The organism is Streptomyces sp. NPDC001002 (assembly GCF_053599215.1).
In genome coordinates, this window is the sequence record NZ_JBSFLV010000070.1 from 14,763 (window position 1) to 33,274 (window position 18,512).

The 18,512-nt window shown below is 70.4% G+C and carries 14 protein-coding genes; 10 read left to right on the forward strand and 4 right to left on the reverse strand.

Annotated features, from left to right (window positions below):
• Positions 1-42: 42 nt before the first annotated feature.
• On the reverse strand, positions 43-1,455 hold the full coding sequence (locus ACWDR3_RS28325) for a S1 family peptidase (RefSeq protein ID WP_450355393.1): 1,413 nt from the start codon (positions 1,453-1,455) through the stop codon (positions 43-45).
• A 768-nt stretch (positions 1,456-2,223) separates the two neighbouring features.
• Here ACWDR3_RS28325 and ACWDR3_RS28330 point away from each other — a divergent pair.
• The 4 genes from ACWDR3_RS28330 to ACWDR3_RS28345 all read left to right on the forward strand — a co-directional run bounded on the left by ACWDR3_RS28330 (position 2,224) and on the right by ACWDR3_RS28345 (position 8,392).
• The gene (locus ACWDR3_RS28330) at positions 2,224-2,439 is read left to right on the forward strand and encodes a type A2 lantipeptide (protein WP_450355394.1); all 216 of its coding nucleotides are present in this window, start codon (positions 2,224-2,226) and stop codon (positions 2,437-2,439) included.
• 112 nt (positions 2,440-2,551) lie between these two features.
• Positions 2,552-3,358: an HlyD family efflux transporter periplasmic adaptor subunit gene (locus tag ACWDR3_RS28335; protein WP_450355395.1), complete on the forward strand. Its 807-nt coding sequence runs from the start codon at positions 2,552-2,554 to the stop codon at positions 3,356-3,358.
• The gene (locus ACWDR3_RS28340; protein ID WP_450355396.1) at positions 3,355-5,577 is read left to right on the forward strand and encodes an NHLP family bacteriocin export ABC transporter peptidase/permease/ATPase subunit; all 2,223 of its coding nucleotides are present in this window, start codon (positions 3,355-3,357) and stop codon (positions 5,575-5,577) included. Before ACWDR3_RS28335 ends, ACWDR3_RS28340 begins: the two co-directional genes overlap by 4 nt.
• A 1-nt stretch (position 5,578) precedes the next feature.
• Positions 5,579-8,392 carry an NHLP bacteriocin export ABC transporter permease/ATPase subunit gene (locus ACWDR3_RS28345; RefSeq protein ID WP_450355397.1) on the forward strand — a complete coding sequence of 938 codons (2,814 nt, stop codon included), beginning with the start codon at positions 5,579-5,581 and terminating at the stop codon, positions 8,390-8,392.
• A gap of 4 nt (positions 8,393-8,396) precedes the next feature.
• Here the strand turns inward: ACWDR3_RS28345 and ACWDR3_RS28350 are convergent, their stop codons facing one another.
• Positions 8,397-8,924, reverse strand: coding sequence for an SRPBCC family protein (locus ACWDR3_RS28350; RefSeq protein ID WP_450355398.1), 528 nt, complete (start codon positions 8,922-8,924; stop codon positions 8,397-8,399).
• Between the two features lie 154 nt (positions 8,925-9,078).
• Here ACWDR3_RS28350 and ACWDR3_RS28355 point away from each other — a divergent pair, with 154 nt between their 5' ends.
• Together ACWDR3_RS28355 and ACWDR3_RS28360 are read left to right on the forward strand one after the other, a co-directional pair.
• Positions 9,079-10,587: an MFS transporter gene (locus ACWDR3_RS28355; RefSeq protein ID WP_450355399.1), complete on the forward strand. Its 1,509-nt coding sequence runs from the start codon at positions 9,079-9,081 to the stop codon at positions 10,585-10,587.
• 204 nt (positions 10,588-10,791) lie between these two features.
• A complete protein-coding gene (locus ACWDR3_RS28360) occupies positions 10,792-11,214 on the forward strand; it encodes an STAS domain-containing protein (protein ID WP_450355400.1) in 423 nt (140 codons plus the stop codon).
• Between the two features lie 156 nt (positions 11,215-11,370).
• Here the strand turns inward: ACWDR3_RS28360 and ACWDR3_RS28365 are convergent, their stop codons facing one another.
• A complete protein-coding gene (locus ACWDR3_RS28365) occupies positions 11,371-11,808 on the reverse strand; it encodes a protease inhibitor (RefSeq protein ID WP_450355401.1) in 438 nt (145 codons plus the stop codon).
• Between the two features lie 324 nt (positions 11,809-12,132).
• Here ACWDR3_RS28365 and ACWDR3_RS28370 point away from each other — a divergent pair, with 324 nt between their 5' ends.
• The 4 genes from ACWDR3_RS28370 (at position 12,133) to ACWDR3_RS28385 (ending at position 16,435) form a co-directional block, all read left to right on the forward strand.
• Entirely contained in the window at positions 12,133-12,696 is a 564-nt protein-coding gene (locus ACWDR3_RS28370; RefSeq protein ID WP_450355402.1) for a hypothetical protein, read from the forward strand.
• A 162-nt stretch (positions 12,697-12,858) separates the two neighbouring features.
• Positions 12,859-14,457, forward strand: a complete 1,599-nt coding sequence (locus ACWDR3_RS28375; protein WP_450355403.1) for a purine-cytosine permease family protein — start codon at positions 12,859-12,861, stop codon at positions 14,455-14,457.
• A complete protein-coding gene (locus ACWDR3_RS28380; RefSeq protein ID WP_450355404.1) occupies positions 14,454-15,149 on the forward strand; it encodes an alpha/beta fold hydrolase in 696 nt (231 codons plus the stop codon). The genes ACWDR3_RS28375 and ACWDR3_RS28380 overlap by 4 nt, the downstream gene beginning before the upstream one ends.
• Positions 15,150-15,265: 116 nt before the next feature.
• Positions 15,266-16,435: a lactate 2-monooxygenase gene (locus ACWDR3_RS28385; RefSeq protein ID WP_450355405.1), complete on the forward strand. Its 1,170-nt coding sequence runs from the start codon at positions 15,266-15,268 to the stop codon at positions 16,433-16,435.
• Between the two features lie 15 nt (positions 16,436-16,450).
• Here ACWDR3_RS28385 and ACWDR3_RS28390 read toward each other — a convergent pair whose 3' ends face one another.
• The gene (locus ACWDR3_RS28390) at positions 16,451-18,064 is read right to left on the reverse strand and encodes an RICIN domain-containing protein (RefSeq protein WP_450355406.1); all 1,614 of its coding nucleotides are present in this window, start codon (positions 18,062-18,064) and stop codon (positions 16,451-16,453) included.
• Positions 18,065-18,512: the final 448 nt, after the last annotated feature.

Here is an 18,512-nt window from a genome sequence, read left to right on the forward strand (position 1 = left end):
CAGCCGATCAACTACCGATCCCCTCGCCTACCGACGGAGGGTTCAGTGCGAGCCCGTGAGCTGCGAGCCGTCGTCCACACCGTTCCCGGTCTGGTCCTCCTGACCCGTCCCGTTCAGGTCGTCCCCGGCGCCCTGCTGCTCGTCGCCCGCCGTCGCGGAGGGGTCGACCGCGGCGCCCGACTCCTCGCCGCCGATCTCGTCGCCACCGACGCCCTCGTCACCCGCGCTCGCGCTCGGGTCGACGGCACCTTCGTCACCGGCGCCCGCGTCACCCGCACCCGCGTCACCTGCACCGGCGTCACCCGCACCCGCGTCGCCCAGCGTCGCGCCCGTCGCCGCGAGGGCGGTGGTCACCGGCTGGAAGAAGGTCTCGCCGCCGACGGTGCAGTCGCCGCTGCCGCCGGAGGTCAGGCCGACCGCGCCGCCGTCCTGCGTGAACAGGGAGCCGCCGCTGTCGCCGGCCTCGGCGCAGACGTCGGTCTGGATGAGCCCGGTGACGGTGTCGACGCCGTTGGGGTCGGTCTCGCTCTGGAAGTTGACCGTGGCGTCCAGACCGGTGATCGTGCCGTCCTTCAGACCGGTGGTGCTGCCCATCCGGAAGACCTGCGTGCCGACCGTGGCCTCCTCGGCCTGGACGATCTGGACGGTCTGGCCGCCGCCGACGTTGACCTCGCTCGGCGCCACGGTGGCCGGGTCGTCGTACTTCACCAGCGAGAAGTCGCCCTCGCCGGGGAAGGTGGCCTGGTCGACGGTGGCGATGGGCTCACCGGTCTCGGAGTCGGACCACTGCTTGGCGGCCACACCGCAGTGGCCGGCCGTCAGGAACGCCGGGGCGCCGTCGCTCGCGGTCACGTTGAAGCCGAGGGAACAGCGGACGGTGCCGCCTTCGACCTGGCTGAAGATCGCGTCGCCGCCCGAGACGAAGGGCTTGAAGGTGCCGGCCGACTTCTTCAGGGTCGCCATGCCGTCGCCGAGGCCCTGGACCGTGGACTCCAGCTGGTTCCACTTGGCGCCGGTCACCGTGCTGTCGGCGGTGACCACGATCTTGTTGGTGCGTGCGTCGAGCGCCCAGGCGGTGCCCGGGATGGTCGCGTCGGTCTTGAGGGTCTGCGCACCGGTCTTCAGCGCGGCGAGGCTGTTGTCGACCTCGCGGACCTTGGCGCCGGCCTTCTCGGCCTGGACTATCACGTTGTTGTTGTCGCCGGATATGACGTTGACGACCAACTGCTGGCTGCCGGAGTCGTAGTACGAACCGGCGAAGGCCTGGCCGAGCAGATCCTGAAGCTGGGCGGCGAGATCCGAGGCGTCGGTCGCCTTCAGGGTCTTGGGAGCCGCGTCGGTCGAACTGTCCTGCGACGCGTTGGCGTTCGGCAGCAGTATTGCGGCCGCGCCGAGCGCCACGACGCTGCCTGCCGCGATCGCGACCTTGCGCTTCGGAATTCGCTTGTGACTCAAACTACTCGACCTCCTGGGGGACCGGAGTGTGGGTGCCGCCGTCCGGCAGCTGTTCTGTTCGGGGCGCCTGGTTGGCTGTTGGTACGCACGTGCCGTCTGGTGCGTTCAATTCCGTTTGCCAACTCGCTTTGCCCTACGACGAATCGGCCATGACCCGCGCGTGACTCGTCGGCCCGCCGGGCAAGCGCTTCCCGTCGCCACCACGCCCTGTCCATGCCGTATCCACACCGTGTCCACGCTGCGGTGACCGACTCGGATGTCCTGATCGAAGCGGTGCGCACCGACGACCCATCGGCGACTCGGCAACGGCTTGCCGACACGATCAGCGACCGGTCGACAACGGTCCGTTCCGATCACGGAGCGGAATCCCGGCTTCAGCGAATCTGCACATCGACTACCCAACCAAGTCACCGTGGGCGGAGGTTCTCCACACAGGGACGGCGGCCGCCATGTCATTGGGGCGGGAGTGTCGCATTCGCCGTGAGGGCCGCAAGCCCTCGTGTGAACCGATGCCGTGAGCCATGTGAAGAACTCGCCCGGGAGGCGTGCGCACTCCTGCACGGAATGGTGTCCCTGGGGCCCAAGTGCCCTGGTGAGACGTTTGGTTGATTGGAAGCCCGTACCCGCCGCGTGCTTTGATCCATCGCACCGCAGGGTCCGCCCACGGCTCCCGGAAACGGGCGTCAGGCGTCCGCGGTCGCGGCGTCCATCTGTCCCCAGAGGGGCCGCTCCCCCTTGCTGAATATCCATACGAAGGGAAGTTCCATCATGAACTCCACCCCCCAGGTTCAGACCGTCGAGATCTCCGACGCCGAGCTCGACAACGTCTCCGGCGGCCTTTCCGTGAACGCCGTCAGCAACGTCACCGGCCTGGTGGACGGCATCGTCCCCGTTTCCGGCCTGGTCGACACCGTGGTCGGCACCGTCGAGGCCACGACCGGCCTGAACACCACCCCGGTCACCAACCTGGTCGCCGGTCTCTGATCGCACCTTCTGTGCCGTTGAGCCCCGGAGCCGATACCCGGCTTCGGGGCTCTCGGACGCCCTGAAGCAGATGCCCTGAGTCAGCAGACGCCCTGAATCAAGGGAAGCCCCCGTGCAGTTCCGCCAGCAGGCCCTCACCAAGCTCCAGTCACCGGAGGATCTCGACCTCCCGGTGCGTTTCGCCCGCCCGCAGGGCTGGCTCGTGCTGTCCGTGACGGTGGTCGCGATGGCCGCCGCCTCCGTGTGGGCGGTGACCGGCTCGGTGGCCTCCACGGTCGGCGCACCGGCCGTCCTCACGCACGGGGAGGGCAGTTACATCCTGCAGAGCCCGGTCGCGGGCCAGGTCACGGCGGTGCTCGCGAAGGAGGGCGTACGGCTGCCGGCCGACTCCCCCGTCCTCAAGGTCCGTACGAGCGAAGGCAGTGCGGTCGTCCGGACGGTCGCCGCGGGCCGGATCACCGCGCTCGCCGCCACCATCGGCCAGATCATCCAGACCGGCGCCAATGTCGCCGCGGTCGAGAAGGTCGCCCACGCAGAAGACCCGCTCTACGCCACGGTGTACGTGCCCGCCGAGAACGCGGCCTCCATTCCGGCGGACGCCGCCGTCGACCTGACCGTCTCCTCGGTGCCGACCCAGGAGTACGGAGTCCTGCGCGGCCATGTGAAGTCTGTGGACCGCTCCGCCCAATCGGCCCAGCAGATCGGCGCGTTCCTCGGGGACAGCCAGCTGGGCGAGCAGTTCACCAAGAAGGGCAGGCCGGTGGCCGTGCTGGTCCGGCTGGACAAGTCGTCCGGCACGAAGAGCGGTTACAAGTGGTCGTCCGCCGACGGACCGCCGTTCGCCCTCACCTCCATGACCATGGCCACGGGCTCGATCCGGCTGGCCGATCAGCGTCCCGTCGATTGGCTGCTGCCGTGAGCACCGCACAGGAGACGCGGAGCAGACGCCGCACCGCTCCGCCCAAACGCCCGGTGCCCAAAGGCAGGGCGAAGACCGTCCGGACACCGACCGTGCTCCAGATGGAGGCGGTCGAGTGCGGCGCCGCCTCGCTCGCGATGGTCCTCGGCCACTACGGCAGGCACGTCCCGCTGGAGGAACTCCGCATCGCCTGCGGTGTCTCCCGGGACGGCTCCCGCGCGAGCAACCTGCTGAAGGCGGCCCGCAGTTACGGCCTCACCGCCAAGGGCATGCAGATGGACACGGCCGCCCTCGCCGAGGTGCAGACACCGGCCGTCCTGTTCTGGGAGTTCAACCACTACGTCGTCTACGACGGCATGGGCCGCCGCTTCGGCCGCCGCGGAGTCTTCATCAACGACCCGGGCAAGGGCCGCCGTTTCGTCCCCATGGAGGACTTCGACGGCAGCTTCACCGGCGTCGTGCTGGTCATGGAGCCGGGCGACGACTTCACCAAGGGCGGCCGCAAGCAGGGGATCCTGGGCGCGATGCCCGCCCGGCTGCGCGGCACGGCGGGCACGATGCCGGCCGCGGTCCTGGCGAGTCTGCTGCTCGTCCTGGTCGGCGCGGCGGTGCCCGCGCTGAGCCGGACCTACATCGACATGTTTCTGATCGGGGGTCAGACCTCGCTCCTCGGCGTGCTGTTCGCGTCGATGGGCGCGAGCGTGCTGCTCACGATCGTGCTGACCTGGCTGCAGCAGGCGAACCTGCTGCGCGGCCGCATCATCTCCTCCACCCTCTCCAGCGCCCGCTTCCTGCGCCATCTGCTGCGCCTGCCGGTGACCTTCTTCTCCCAGCGCAGCCCGGCCGACCTGGTCCAGCGGCTGCAGTCCAACGACCAGGTGGCCGAGACCCTGGCCCGCGATCTCGCCGCGGCGGGCGTGGACGCGGTGGTCGTCGTCCTCTACGCCGTGCTCCTCTACACGTACGACCCGCAGTTGACGTATCTCGGGATCGGTGTCGCGCTGCTGAACATCGTCGCGATGCGGGTGGTCATCCGGCTGCGGGCCACCCGGACGGCGAAGTTGCGGGCCGACAGCGCGCGGCTGACCAACACCGCTTATACCGGGCTGCAGTTGATCGAGACGATGAAGGCGACCGGCGGCGAGGACGGCTACTTCCGCAAGTGGGCCGGGCAGCACGCCACCACGCTGGAGGAGCAGCAGCGGCTCGGTGTGCCGAGTGCCTGGCTCGGGGTGGTCGCGCCGACGCTGGCCTCGCTGAACAGCGCGCTGATCCTGTGGATCGGCGGTATGCGGGCCGTGGAGGGCGGTATCTCGGTCGGCCTGCTGGTCGCCTTCCAGTCCCTGGTCACCCGCTTCACCGCGCCGATCACGCGCCTGAACGGCGTCGCGGGCCGCATCCAGGACTTCGCCGCCGATGTGGCCCGGCTGAAGGACGTCGAGAACTTCCAGGCCGACCCGCTCTACGACCGCCCCGGCGCCGGCGACTCCACGCGCCGCCTCCAGGGGCACGTCGAGCTCCAGAACATCACCTTCGGCTACAACCCGCTCGACAAGCCCCTGCTCACCGGCTTCGACCTGACCGTCGGCCCCGGCCAGCAGGTCGCCCTCGTCGGCGGCTCGGGCAGCGGCAAGTCCACGGTGTCCCGGCTGATCTCGGGTCTCTACACGCCGTGGGAGGGCGTGATCCGCATCGACGACCAGCGCCTGGACGACATCCCGCGCGGGGCGCTCGCGGCCTCGGTCTCCTTCGTCGACCAGGAGGTCTTCCTCTTCGAGGGGTCGGTGCGCGACAACGTGGCGCTGTGGGACCCGTCGATCCCGGACGACGCGGTGGTGGACGCGCTGCGGGACGCGGCGCTCCTGGACGTGGTGACGCGCCGGCCCGGCGGCATCCACAGCAGGGTCGAGCAGGACGGGCGCAACTTCTCCGGCGGACAGCGCCAACGCCTGGAGATCGCGCGGGCGTTGGTGCGCCGACCGAGCATCCTCGTCCTCGACGAGGTGACGAGCGCGCTGGACGCGGAGACCGAACTGGTCGTGATGGACAACCTGCGCAGGCGCGGCTGCGCCTGTGTGGTGATCGCCCACCGGCTCAGCACCGTGCGCGACAGCGACGAGATCGTCGTGCTCCAGCACGGCACGATCGTGGAACGCGGGCGCCACGAGGACCTGGTGGCGCACGGCGGCGCCTACGCGGCGCTGGTCAGGGAGCGTTGAGATGACGACGGCACACGAAGGCGACCTCGTACTCGGCGCGCTCGGCTCCATGGGCACCCTGGTGGACTGCTCGGGCCTGCCCCGGCTCGACCTGGAGGGCCCGCAGGTGCTGTGGCTGATCGCGGCGGGCAGTCTCGACCTGTTCGCGGTGGATGCCGTGCAGCAGGGCCACTGGCACCACCTCGGCCGCCTGGAGGCGGGCTCGCTCCTCCTCGGACCGGTCGCCGGGCCCCAACACACCCTGGTGGCCCGCCCGTTGCGCGACTGCGTGGTGCACCGCATCGGCCTGCGCGAGCTGTACCAGACGGCCGACACCCAGACCTGGTCCTACGACGAGTACGGCAACGCCCAGTACGTCCCGCCGACGACGAGCCCGCTGGAGTACGCCCTCGCCCTCGGCGTCGGACGCAGCATGGCCGTCCTCTTCCAGGCGCCGACGGCCGGCGAACGCGCCGCCGAACTCACCGACGACGACGTCTTCTGGATGCAAGTACCGCCCGGCAGCGTGCAGTACGGCTCGCTGTACGGCGCCGAAGCCGCCGCGGACCTGCTGATGGATCCGGCGGTCTGGCAGAGCATGGTCGACCAGCAGTACCGGCTGCTCACCACCCTCGACCGCTGGATCGAGCAGCTGGAGCGCACCCACGAGACCCGAACCGCCGCCGGGATCAAGGCCGGTGAGGCCGTGCGCGCCCAGGCCGACCGGACGCTGCTGGCCTCCATCGGCAAGTCCTCCAAGCGCACGACCTCCGCCGACGCCGACGCCTCGTACGCGGCCTGCAAGTTGGTCGCCCAGGCCGCCGGGATCACCCTGTCCGAGCCCGCGCGGAGCGGCACGGAGAGCGACCGGCTCGACCCGGTGGAGCAGGTGGCGATCGCCTCCCGGGTGCGGACCAGGGCCGTACGCCTGGACGGCCGTTGGTGGCGTGACAACGTCGGGCCGCTGGTGGGACACCGGGCGTTGTCCGGTGCGCCGGTCGCGCTGCTGTGGCGGCGCGGCGGCTATGTGGCCGTGCATCCGGCGACGGGCCGTGAGACGCCGATCGAGAAGGCGAACGCGGAGGAGTTCGAGCCGCGCGCGGTGATGTTCTACCGCCCGCTGCCCGATCACGGCCTCAGTCCCCTGAAGCTGCTGCGGTTCAGCATGAGGGGCACCGGCAACGACCTCACCAGCCTGCTCCTCGGCGGTCTGGTGACCGTCGCGATCGGCGCGCTGGTGCCGATCGCGACCGGCAAGGTGCTGGGCGAGTTCGTGCCGAAGGCGCAGACGCATCTGATCGTGCAGGTCTGTCTGGCCGTGATGATGACCAGCGTGGTGGCGGCGGCCTTCATGCTGCTGGAGAACCTCACCATCCTCCGCCTGGAGGGCCGGATCGAGGCCACGCTCCAACCGGCCGTCTGGGACCGCCTGTTGCGGCTGCCCACGAAGTTCTTCACGGAGCGCTCGACCGGCGAACTGGCCAGCGCGGCGATGGGCATCAGCGCCATCCGCCGCATGATGGCCGGCATCGGGCCCACCGTCGCCCAGTCACTCACCATCGGCGCGATGAACCTGGGACTGCTGTTCTGGTACAGCCCGTCGATGGCGCTGGCGGCGATCGGCATGCTCGTCGTCATCGCGGGGGCGTTCCTGGGCCTCGGCCTGTGGCAGGTGCGCTGGCAGCGCCGACTCGTGGTCCTCAACAACAAGCTCAACAACCAGGCCTTCCAGACCCTGCGCGGCCTCCCGAAGCTGCGGGTGGCCGCCGCCGAGAACTACGCGTACGCGGCCTGGGCCTCGGAGTTCGCGCGCAGCCGGGAGCTCCAGCAGCGGGTCGGCCGGATCAAGAACCTCACGACGGTGATGGGCGCGGTCTATCTCCCCGTATGCACCCTGCTGATGTTCATGCTGCTCGCCGGTCCGGCGCGCGGATCGATGTCGGCCGCCGCGTTCCTCACCTTCAACACTTCGGTGACGATGCTGCTGACCTCGGTCACCCAACTCACCGGCGCCTTCGTCTCGGTGGTGTCCGCGCTGCCCCTCTTCGAGGAGATCAAGCCCGTCCTCGACGCGACCCCGGAGGTGCGCACGGCGAGCACCCGGCCGGGCCCTCTGACGGGCGCGATCGAGACGCGCGGGCTCTCCTTCCGGTACGCGGAGGACGCGCCGCTGGTGCTGGACGACGTGTCCTTCGCGATCCGCCCGGGCGAGTTCGTGGCGATCGTCGGCCCCAGCGGCTGCGGCAAGTCGACGCTGCTACGGCTGCTGATCGGCTTCGACAGACCGGTCTCGGGCAATGTGCTCTACGACGGTCAGGACCTGGCGGCGCTCGACCAGTCGGCAGTGCGCCGGCAGTGCGGCGTGGTGCTCCAGCACGCCCAGCCGTTCACCGGCTCGATCATGGACGTCATCTGCGGCACCGAGCCGTACACGCCGGAGGAGGCCATGGCGGCGGCCGAGATGGCGGGGCTCGCCGAGGACATCAAGCGGATGCCGATGGGGCTGCACACGATCGTCTCGGGCAGCGGCTCGGTCTCCGGTGGCCAGCGCCAACGCCTCATGATCGCCCAGGCGTTGATCCGCCGACCCCGGATCCTCTTCTTCGACGAGGCGACCAGCGCCCTCGACAACGAGACCCAGCGGACGGTCATCGAGTCCACCAAGGCCCTCAACGCCACCCGTGTCGTCATCGCCCACCGACTGTCGACCGTGCTCGACGCCGACCGCGTCATCGTGATGGAGGACGGCAAGGTCGCCCAGCAGGGCCCGCCCGCCCAATTGCTCGCGGACACGGGCGGCCGGCTGCACGAGCTGGTGCGCCGACAGCTGGCGTGAAGGCTCAGTCGAGGCCGGGGACGGGGGCTCCGGAGGGCACGCCGGCCTCGACGTACGCCGCGTAGAAGTCCTTCCAGGAAGCGGTCGTCCCGGCGTGCGGCCCCTCGGACCGCTCGCCCCGCGCCGTCGCGTCGAAGGCGGCCAGGCAGACCTCCCAGCCGGCGGCGTTGCGGGCGGCGGTGTCCGCGGCCTCCAGGACGTCGGTGAGGGTGAAGCGGGTCCGCTTGTCGTCCAACTCCTCCAGATCGAAGCGCAGTTCGTCGCCGCCCCACGCGAAGGACAGGTGCCGGGGCGCGTCGAAGGCGAGCACTCGACCCGTGGACTCGGGCATGTTCGGGTCGCCGCTGAAGGTGATGGTGCCGCCGGGACGCGGCTCGATCTCGGCGCGGGACGGGAACCAGCGGGCGAGTTCGTCGGCGTCGGTCACAAGTTGCCAGACGTGCTCGACGGGGTGATCGTGAATGCGGCTGAAGCGGACGGCCGGTCGGCCGTCGTCCAGGGTCAGATAGGTGCCGGTGAGCTCTGTGGCCATGGCGGATTCCTTCCTCGACTGCCCTCTCGGGCAACCCCTGAAGCGAAACGTTGCCGTTTCGCAGAAAGTGGTCTAGCCTCGACGTGTACGAAACCGTTTCGTTTACTAGCTCTTTGCCCACACCTCCGAACGACTTTCCCTGGAGTGGTTCTCCATGTCCGAGAAGACCCTTACCGAGGGCTCCCACAAGGGAGTCGAGACGTCGGCGGGAACCGCCGCGTCCACCAGCAAGCGGTGGTGGATCCTCGCGGTCGTCGCCCTCGCACAGCTCATGGTGGTACTCGACACCACCATCGTGAACATCGCCCTCCCGTCGGCCCAGGCCGACCTCGGCTTCAACGACGGCAACCGGCAGTGGATCGTCACCGCCTACGCCCTCGCGTTCGCGTCCTTGCTGCTGCTGGGCGGACGTATCGCCGACCTCTTCGGCCGCAAGACCGCGTTCCTGATCGGCATCGTCGGCTTCGCCGTCGCCTCCGCCCTGGGCGGCGCCGCCCAGGGCTTCGGCATGCTGGTCGTCGCACGTGCCCTTCAGGGTGCCTTCGGTGCGCTGCTCGCACCGGCCGCGCTGTCGATCCTCAACACCACCTTCACCGACGCACGGGAGCGGGCCAGGGCGTTCAGCGTCTACGGCGCCATCGCCGGTGCCGGTGGCGCGGTGGGCCTGCTGCTCGGCGGTCTGCTGACCGACGCGCTCGACTGGCGCTGGACGCTGTACGTGAACGTGGGCATCGCCTTCATCGCCTTCGCGGCCGGCTGGATGCTGCTGACCAACCACCGCGACGCCGGGGGCTCCAAGCTCGACGTGCCGGGCACGGTCCTGGTCGCGGGCGGTCTGTTCTCGGTGGTCTACGGCTTCTCCAACGCCGAGACGCACGACTGGGGTTCGCCGCTCACCTGGGGCTTCCTGATCGCCGGCGGTGTGTTCCTGGCCGCCTTCGCCTGGTGGCAGACCCGGGCCGAGCACCCGCTGCTGCCGCTGCGCATCCTGCTCGACCGCGACCGCGGCGCCTCGTTCCTGGCCCTGCTGATCTCCGGCGGCGGCATGTTCGGTGTCTTCCTGTTCCTCACCTACTACCTCCAGCTCAACCTCGGCTTCAGCCCGACGAAGACCGGTGTGGCGTTCCTGCCGATGGTCGCGGCACTGATGGTGGCGGCCCAGCTCGGCACCACGGTCCTGGTGCCGCGGATCGGCCCGAAGGTGATCGTCCCGCTGGGCTTCGCGGTCGCCGCGATCGGCATGGCCTGGCTGACCGGGATCGACAACGGGTCGAGCTATGTCAGCGCGGTGCTGCCACAGCTGGTCATCACCGGTATCGGCCTCGGTCTGGTCATGCCGCCGGCCATGCAGCTGGCGACCGGCGGGGTGGCGGCCGAGGACGCGGGTGTCGCCTCCGCCTCGGTCAACGCCATGCAGCAGGTGGGCGGTTCGGTCGGTACGGCGCTGCTGAACACGCTCGCCGCGAGCGCCGCGACCTCGTACCTGGTCGGCAAGGACGCGACCAGCAAGCTGGTCCAGGCCGAGGCGACCATCGAGAGCTACACCACCGCGTTCTGGTGGTCGGCGGGCATGTTCGCGGCGGGTGCCGTGATCACCTTCCTGCTCTTCCGGCGCGGAGTGCCGCAGCAGGACGAGAACGCGGCACCGGTCGTCCACATGTGATCACCGGCAGCTGAGCCGCCCACATACGAGGGGCCACCCGTCCGCAGGGAGACGAGTGGCCCCTCCTCGCTGCCATCCGTCAAGCGTTTCCGCCGCAATTCACCGGGTCGAGTGAACCCGGTCTTGCGGATCGCCCCACAGGGATGTTCCGCGCCCGGCCGGGGTAACTACCGAGATCGAATGCGCCTGCCAGGTGGAGCGGACATGACGCCGGATGCCCACGACCGCGTCCCCGAACCCTCCGAGGGCACGGCCGCGAACCTCGTCGGTTCCGCGCCGCCCGCGGCGAACGCGCACGCCCGGACCCGGACGGACGGTCCCTTCACCGTGGTCGAGGCGCTCGGCGAGATCGACCTGGCGACCGCGGAGTCCCTCGGCGAGCACCTGGACGCGGCGACCTCGGGGGCCCGTCCTGACGTGCTGGTCGATCTGCGCGCGGTGGAGTTCTTCGACTGTTCCGGCCTGCGCGTCCTGTGCCGGGCCGAGGCGCGGGCCAGGGAGCGCGACGGCCGGCTGCGGATCGTCTCGGACGCTCCGCGCCTGCACCGACTGCTGGCGGGGGCTGGACTACTGCGCCGCTTTCCACCGCTCCCGGACCTGCCGGAAGGGCCCGAGGAGCGGACGTGAGAGAGGAACGCACGTAAAAAAGCCAGGGGCCGGCGGGCAGCCCCACACCGCCCGCCGACCCCTGGTGCGAGATCGCCGGGGTCCCCGCGTCCGGAGCTCGCACTCCCCATCCGCGAGCCGCGTCACGTGGACGCGGGGACCACGCGACCCCGGTCTTTAGAAGCTGAAGACGCTGGTCCCGTAGGAGGTCTTCACGCAGTCGTTGGCGAAGGCGCGCTCGTAGGAGACGCGCTTGCCCTGCCAGACTCCGTCGACGGTGACGACGACGGGGTCGTACTCCCGGGTGCACAGCACGTCGTCTCTCGCCGCCAGCGCGTCGAGGTCCCCGCCGACACCACGCAGTTCGGCGCAGGCCAGGACGGCGGCCGGGTGCGTGCCCGAAGCCGTCGGGGCGCAGGTCAGGGTGACCGCGCGCTGCGGGGCGGCGGTGGCGGAGCTGTCGCCGTGGGCGATGGTCAGCACCAGGGCCGAGGGGGCGTAGAGCGAGGCGGGGGCGGTGGTGGCCGGGGCCGCGAGGGCGGCTCCGGTGAGGGGGCCGCAGACGGCGGTGGCCGTGAGAGCGATGGTCGTTGCCCAGCGCGCGGTGTTCCGCATCGTGTGCATCCTTCCGCTGGTTTCGAGGGTGAGCCGGACCTCATCGGGTTGGTGCCGGACCGGCGAGCGCGAGTCTGCCGAGTCCGCCGCGGAAACACACCTCGACCCCATGCGTTTCAGTAACCTTGCGTATTGAATCAGTGGCGCGAAGTTACGGTGTTCGAACGTACGGACCCAGGAACCGCACGGATCTTGATCGCCGAAAACAGTCGACTGGCCGATTTACCTGGCCTCGTTAATAGGCCTGAAACATTCCGATTGAGCTGTCGGCTGACTCCGCCGCGATCCCTTGCGTTCACGGCGGGGCCGAGTAATCGTCATTACATGATTACGACAGAGCAGCACGAGAAGGTGCGCGGCTGGTTCGCCGGCCGCATCCCCGACGACCTCTTCGAGGGACCGGTCGAGCTCACGGTCGACCGCGAGGAGATCACCGTCATCGGCCGCGTCCCCGAACCCGCGCTCGCCGCGGACGCCTCGGCGGCCGAGCGCGAGGCGGCCATCCAGGGCCGCGTCCAGGAGTTCCGCGAGCGCACGCGCGAGGCACGGATCGAGGTGGCCCGCGAGGCCGAGCACCGGTTCCGCCGGAAGGTCTCCTGGGGTGTGGAAGTGGGCGGCGAGCGCGCCCTGTTCACGCACATCGCCGCGCCCGTCATGACCCGGCTGCGCCAGCCCGAGCGCCAGGTCCTCGACACCCTGATCGCGGGCGGAGTCGCCCGCAGCCGCAGCGAGGCCCTCGCCTGGTGCGTACGCCTGGTCGAGCGCCACACCGACGACTGGCTCGCCGAACTGCGGGACTCCCTCGAACACGTCCAGCGGGTGCGGGCCCAGGGCCCGGACGTCGAGGAGGTGAACGATTCGTCCACCAAGGACGCCGAAGATGGATGAAACGTCCACTGGTACGGGTGACGTCCGGGGCCTTAACGTCGGCAGACGCCCGCCGGACGCCACCCGTCGACCCGCCCACCCCCAGCTCGTCGCTACGGCCGTCCGCACCGCCCACCGCGCCGACCCCCGCGCTCCACGCCTGTAGCCACGCCGGAGCCCATCTTGTCGTCCCTGCCCTCGAACTCCCCCGCCGCGCCGCCCCCGTCCCTGACCGAGGTGGAGACACACGGCGTCGAGCGCATCCCCGACGCGGACCGCACCGCGACCCCGCTCGACCTGTTCCGGCTCGCCTTCGGCGGTGCCAACACCTTCTCCACCTGTGTCCTCGGCGCCTTCCCGATCCTGTTCGGCCTCTCCTTCTGGCAGGGGCTCGCGGCCACCCTCCTCGGGGTCGTCGCGGGCGCGCTGATCCTGTGCCCCATGGCCGTGTTCGGCCCGGTCAACGGCACCAACAACGCCGTCTCCTCCTCCGCCCACCTCGGCGTCCACGGGCGCGTGGTCGGCTCCTTCCTGTCCCTCCTCACGGCGATCGCCTTCTTCTCGATCTCGGTGTGGAGCTCGGGCGACGCCCTGGTGGGCGGCGCGCACCGGCTGTTCGGCCTGGAACGCAGCGACCTCTCCTACGTCGTCGCGTACGCGCTGTTCGCCGTCCTGGTCCTCGCGGTGTGCGTGTACGGCTTCCGGTTCATGCTGTTCGTCAACAAGGTCGCGGTGACCTCGGCGACGGTGCTGTTCCTGGTCGGCGCCTTCGCGTTCGCCGGCGACTTCGACCCGTCGTACGCCGGTGTCTTCACGGACTCGGCGGACGCGGCGACCCAGTCGCTGTTCTGGCCGTCGTTCATCGGCGCCGCCCTGATCGTGCTGTCGAACCCGGTGTCGTTCGGGGCCTTCCTCGGTGACTGGTCGCGCTACATCCCGGCGAGCACTCCGCGCCGCCGGGTGGTCGGCGCCGCGTTCCTGTCGCAGATCGCGACGCTGGTGCCGTTCCTCTTCGGCCTGACGACCGCGAGCATCATCGCGACCAAGGCCCCCAAGTACGTCGACCCGGCGGCCCCCGACTTCGTGGGCGGACTGCTCGCGATCTCGCCGACCTGGTACTTCCTGCCGGTGTGTCTGCTGGCGCTCATCGGCGGCATGTCGACGGGGACGACCGCGCTGTACGGGACCGGCCTGGACTTCTCGTCGGTGTTCCCGCGCCTCTCGCGCGTGCAGGCGACCGTGCTGGTCGGCGTGTTGTCGATCGCGTTCATCTTCGTCGGCCGGTTCGGCCTGAACCTGGTCCAGTCGATCTCGACCTTCGCCACGATGATCATCACCTGCACCACACCGTGGATGGTCGTGATGATGCTCGGCTTCTTCACCCGGCGCGGCTGGTACGACCCGGACGCCCTCCAGGTCTTCAACCGCCGTCAGCGCGGCGGCCGTTACTGGTTCGCGCACGGCTGGAACTGGCGGGGCATGACCGCCTGGTGGGTCTCCGCCGTCATCGGCGTGCTCTTCACCAACATCCCGGGCCAGTTCGTCGGCCCGCTCGGCGATCTGGCCAACGGCGTCGACATCAGCCTGCCGCTGTCCCTGGTCGTTGCGGCGGTGCTGTTCCTGTCGCTGCTGCGTATCTTCCCCGAGCCGCGAGCGGTGTACGGACCCGAGGGCGCGCGGCTGGCCCGGACCGTGGAGGTGCCGGTACCGCCGATCACGGGTCCCGGCACGGAGGCCGACGAGGGGGCGTTGTCAGACCCCTCGGCTACGTTGCGGGCATGACTCAATTCGTGTTGGTGGCGGGCGCCTGGCTGGGTGCGTGGGCGTGGGACGAGGTCGCGGACGGGCTGCGTGCGGCCGGGGACGACCCTCATCCCCTGACTCTGACGGGACTGGCCGACAAGCAGGGGGTTCCGGCCGGGCAGCAGACGCACGTCCAGGACATCGTCGACGAGGTCGAGCGGCTCGACCTGCGCGATGTGGTCCTGGTCGGGCACAGCTACTCAGGTGTTCCCGTCGGTCAGGCCGCCGAACGGATCGGGGACCGGCTGCGCAGAGTCGTGTACATCGACGCGAACCTCCCCACCGACGGAGAGTCCTTCCTGGACGACTGGCCCAGCGACCACGTCCGCAAGTCGATCGACGAGCACGACGGCTTCTGGCCGCCGCTGGACGCCGAGGACTACGCAGGGCAGGGCCTCACGGACGAGCAGATCGCCCGGATCGTCACCGCCGGCACCCCGCACCCTGGTGCCTCGCTCACCGAACCGGCCGTGCTGACCGGCTCCCCTGGCGACCTGCCCTCGACGTACGTGAAGTGCCTGCTGGACGGTCCGGAACCGCCGCCTTCCGTGGCCGAGTTGCTGCGCGGTGAGCAATGGGAGCTGGTGAACCTGGACACCGGTCACTGGCCGATGTTCTCCGAGCCGGCCGAACTGGCCCGGATCCTGCACGAGTCGGGCACCGCGCGCTGACGCCCACCATCCGCTGACTGCCGCCCCGAGTCCGCACCCGGGGCTCGGACCTGCGGCTACTCGCCAGTATCGTTCGGGTGCAGCGCGTTCTCAGCGACGAGAGGCGGGATGGCTCCATGGGCAAGCACTGGGCGGACTTCCAGTACGAGATCTATCTCAACGGGATGTCGGGGGCGGTCCCGCGGCTGCCCACCGATCTCACGCGGCTGGAGGAGATCACCGAGCAACGGCTCGGTCCCGGCCCGGTCGGCTATGTGGCGGGCAGCGCCGGTGACGGCAGCACGGCGCGGGCGAACCGGGCCGCGCTGGAGCGGCGCCGCATCGTGCCGCGCATGCTGCGGGACGTGCACGAGCGGGATCTGTCGGTCGAGGTGCTCGGGCGTGCCCTACCCGCGCCGCTGGCCCTGGCGCCGGTCGGCGTGCTGTCGATCATGCACCCCGACGCCGAGTCCGCGGCAGCCCGGGCCGCCGCGGCGCAGGGGGTGCCGTTCGTCCTGTCCTCCGCGTCCAGCACGCCCATGGAGCAGGTCGCCGAGGCGATGGGGGACGCCGAGCGCTGGTTCCAGCTGTACTGGCCCAAAGACCCGGAGGTGGCCCGGAGTTTCCTCAACCGGGCGAAGGCGGCCGGGTTCACCGCACTGGTCGTCACGCTGGACACCCCGCTGCTGGCCTGGCGCCCGCGCGATCTCGACCAGGCCTATCTGCCGTTCCTGCACGGCGTCGGCACCGCCAACTACTTCTCCGACCCGGCGTTCCAGGCGGGCCTCGCCAAGCCGGTCGCCGAGGATCCGAACGCGGCGGTGATGCACTTCGTCGGCATGTTCTCGGACCCCGGCAAGACCTGGCCCGACCTGGCGTTCCTGCGCGAGAACTGGGACGGCCCGATCGTCCTCAAGGGCATCCTGCACCCCGACGACGCCCGGCTCGCCGCCGACGCCGGGATGGACGGCGTGGTCGTCTCCAACCACGGAGGCCGGCAGGTGGCCGGGTCCGTGGCGGCGGCCGACGCGCTGCCCCGGGTGGTCGAGGCGGTCGGCGACCGGCTGACCGTCCTCTTCGACAGCGGCGTCCGCACCGGCGACGACGTCTTCAAGGCCCTCGCGCTCGGGGCCCGGGCGGTGCTCGTGGGGCGGCCGTACGTCTACGGGCTCGGCCTCGACGGACAGGCGGGCGTCGAGCACGTGATCCGCTGCCTGCTCGCCGAGTTGGACCTCACCCTCGCCCTCACCGGACACGCCACGCCCGCCACGATCGGCGCCGCCGACCTCGTCGAGGGACCTGCCTGAGCCACCCCGCTCCCCCTACGCCGTCCGGCGGTTCAGCTCCGCCGGCTCCTGTGCGGGCGGTTCCTCGGTCCGCGTGACCGCGAGCGAGCTGGGGCTCGCCGTGGTCTGCGCGTCGCCCACCCAGCGCTGCCCGGTGGAGCGGTCCCGCACCTTGAGAACGATGTCGGCACCGGGGGCGTCCGTGGTGGCGGCGAGGGCGAGACTGTCGTCCCAGCGGGGCACCACCTCCCCCTGCACGGTGAAGTCGTAGCGGACGTCGTCGGCACGCTTGGCCTTCTCGTCGGCGCAGGTGCCGAGGACGACCACACCGGCGTCCACGTGCGAGTCCAGACACAGATCGGGCTCGGCGGCGCTGCGCAGCAGCCCGTCCTCGCCGTACGACCACTGCTGGGTCCGGACGTCGGAGCAGGCCGCCAGTTCGGCCCCGGCACCGGCCCGTACGGTGCCGTTGATGTCGAGGCAGAGGTCGGCCGCCACATTGCGCAGCCTGGACTGGCCGCCCGCCGTGGGGAGTTTGGCGGTGCCCGGGGACGACTGGGTCCCTGCGCTCGGTGACGTGCCGTCGCTCGCGCTGTTGGAGGCGGCCGGGTCCACTCCGCTGTCGTGGGACCACATTCCGGCGGCGACCAGCGTCACGATCACCCCGGCCGAGACGACGCCCACGCCCGTCATCAGGGTGCGCGAGGATCGCGGCGACCCCGGCGGACGGCGGAGCGGCAAGGTGATGCGGGGTAGGACCCGGTGGCGTCCGCCGCCGTGCCGGCCGACGCTGCGCGCGCCGCGGGACTCCCCCGGCGTGCGCCCGGGGCGTGAGTCCACGTAGCGGCGGGCACCCCAGCCCAGTACCGCCTCGGCCAGGAGCACCCCCAACCCGCCGTCGAATTGGCCCAGTTGTTCGGCGGCGAAACGGCAGTAGCGGCACACCGACAGATGCTGCTGGACATCCGGCAGCAGCGTGCCGCCCCGGCGCAGCGAAACATCCAGGAGGCGGCTGTAGTAGCTGCATTCCTTGGACGGGGCGAGTTCCCGATGGGCATGTACACAACCCTCGCGGAGTTTTTCCCGCGCCTGTTCGAGTGCCGCCGACGCGCTGTCGGTATCCATGCCGAGCAGTCCGGCGGGAACGGAAATCGACTCCGCCTCGACCTCGGTGTGCCACAGCAAACACCGGGCGAGTCCGGGAAGAGCGTGAAATGAACGCTCCGCCAGCTTCCGGTTATCGGGTGTCATCGACTTGGCGTCACGCATACCGCGTCCGCCGGCGGGTTTCTGCAACTGCGGCAGAACCGCGGATATTCGGTCCTCGGCGGACCACACCCGGGCGGTGTCCCGCACGGCCAGCAGAATCCTGGGGCGCAGCGCGACGCCGGGCTCGCCCAGCGCCAGCCGGTCGAGCACCTGGTGGAAGGCGGCCGAGGTCACCATGGAGACGACGTCGCCCGAGGAGGCGAGGCAGATCGACCCGTAGTCGTGGGCTGACGGCCAGTGCCGCGCCATGAGCAGCGCGACGGAATGGGTGACCTCACCGTCGGGACGGCCGCCGAGCATGGCCGCGAGGTTCTCGTCGGATTCTCCGGGAACCCCGCCGGGCGGCGGGTAAGGGGGCTGAGGGGGGTGGGGGGTGGACACGGAGCGGATTCCTTCCCACACATGGGGCACGTGAGCGGTGACCGCCGAAAGGCCCCCTGTGGTGCATACCTTCTGGACGGCGCGCACGAGGAGCGTGAAATTCAGCTACGTCCGTTCGACCCGGATCCCCATAGGTCGAACGAAGCCCGGCCATTACCCCCCGCACAGGTGGTTCACCCTTGCACAACACACTCATCACCAACAAGGCACTTGGGCAACATCGGCCTCATTGAACGGAAGTCTGATACGGCGGCAAGTCAGTTCGTGTTCGCCACCATTCGGCATTCCATGCGCCCCGTGTGAAACACATGCACGCGCCGGAGCGCCACGCGCGCTCCCCGCGCGGTGCGCCGGCGTAGTCAGATGGGACCGGCCCTTCTCGGAGGCCAGGCGCGGAACGGCGGCTCTCCCGCGCCCATCCGGGCCGCCGACCTTGTTCCTCCCGCCC

What these genes read in the sequence shown, in the direction of transcription:
- ACWDR3_RS28370 (WP_450355402.1), top strand. Translation starts at nt 12,133, where the DNA reads ATGATTACGACAGAGCAGCACGAGAAGGTGCGCGGCTGGTTCGCCGGC.
- ACWDR3_RS28385 (WP_450355405.1), top strand. Translation starts at nt 15,266, where the DNA reads ATGGGCAAGCACTGGGCGGACTTCCAGTACGAGATCTATCTCAACGGG.
- ACWDR3_RS28380 (WP_450355404.1), top strand. Translation starts at nt 14,454, where the DNA reads ATGACTCAATTCGTGTTGGTGGCGGGCGCCTGGCTGGGTGCGTGGGCG.
- ACWDR3_RS28365 (WP_450355401.1), bottom strand. Translation starts at nt 11,808, where the DNA reads ATGCGGAACACCGCGCGCTGGGCAACGACCATCGCTCTCACGGCCACC.
- ACWDR3_RS28350 (WP_450355398.1), bottom strand. Translation starts at nt 8,924, where the DNA reads ATGGCCACAGAGCTCACCGGCACCTATCTGACCCTGGACGACGGCCGA.
- ACWDR3_RS28330 (WP_450355394.1), top strand. Translation starts at nt 2,224, where the DNA reads ATGAACTCCACCCCCCAGGTTCAGACCGTCGAGATCTCCGACGCCGAG.
- ACWDR3_RS28360 (WP_450355400.1), top strand. Translation starts at nt 10,792, where the DNA reads ATGACGCCGGATGCCCACGACCGCGTCCCCGAACCCTCCGAGGGCACG.
- ACWDR3_RS28345 (WP_450355397.1), top strand. Translation starts at nt 5,579, where the DNA reads ATGACGACGGCACACGAAGGCGACCTCGTACTCGGCGCGCTCGGCTCC.
- ACWDR3_RS28355 (WP_450355399.1), top strand. Translation starts at nt 9,079, where the DNA reads ATGTCCGAGAAGACCCTTACCGAGGGCTCCCACAAGGGAGTCGAGACG.